Raw genomic sequence first — 241 nt, 5'->3', positions numbered from 1 at the left:
TGGCTACAAGCTGCATTTAGTGATAGATGCTACATATGAATTACCTATAGCCTATAAAGTAACCAAAGCGTCAGCGTCTGACATCAAAGAAGGACATGCATTACTTGAACAGATGGAAAAGAGGCAGCGGGAGATCTTAGAAAAAGCAGAAACCATAGCAGCAGACAAAGGCTATGATGATACAAAACTAATAGAAAAATGCTGGGATCAGTATAAGATCAAGCCAGTCATAGACATACGG

Annotated in this window: 1 protein-coding gene; it reads left to right on the top strand. The window is 39.8% G+C overall.

The window, feature by feature from the left end:
• Nucleotides 1–241, top strand: a 241-nt coding sequence (locus tag ciss_RS09045) for a transposase (RefSeq protein ID WP_143298475.1), incomplete at both ends; no start/stop codon positions are given.

This window comes from Carboxydothermus islandicus, assembly GCF_001950325.1.
In the GTDB taxonomy this organism is placed as follows: domain Bacteria; phylum Bacillota; class Z-2901; order Carboxydothermales; family Carboxydothermaceae; genus Carboxydothermus; species Carboxydothermus islandicus.
The sequence above is the reverse complement of the archived record's forward strand: the minus strand, read 5'-3'. Positions and strand labels throughout refer to the sequence as shown.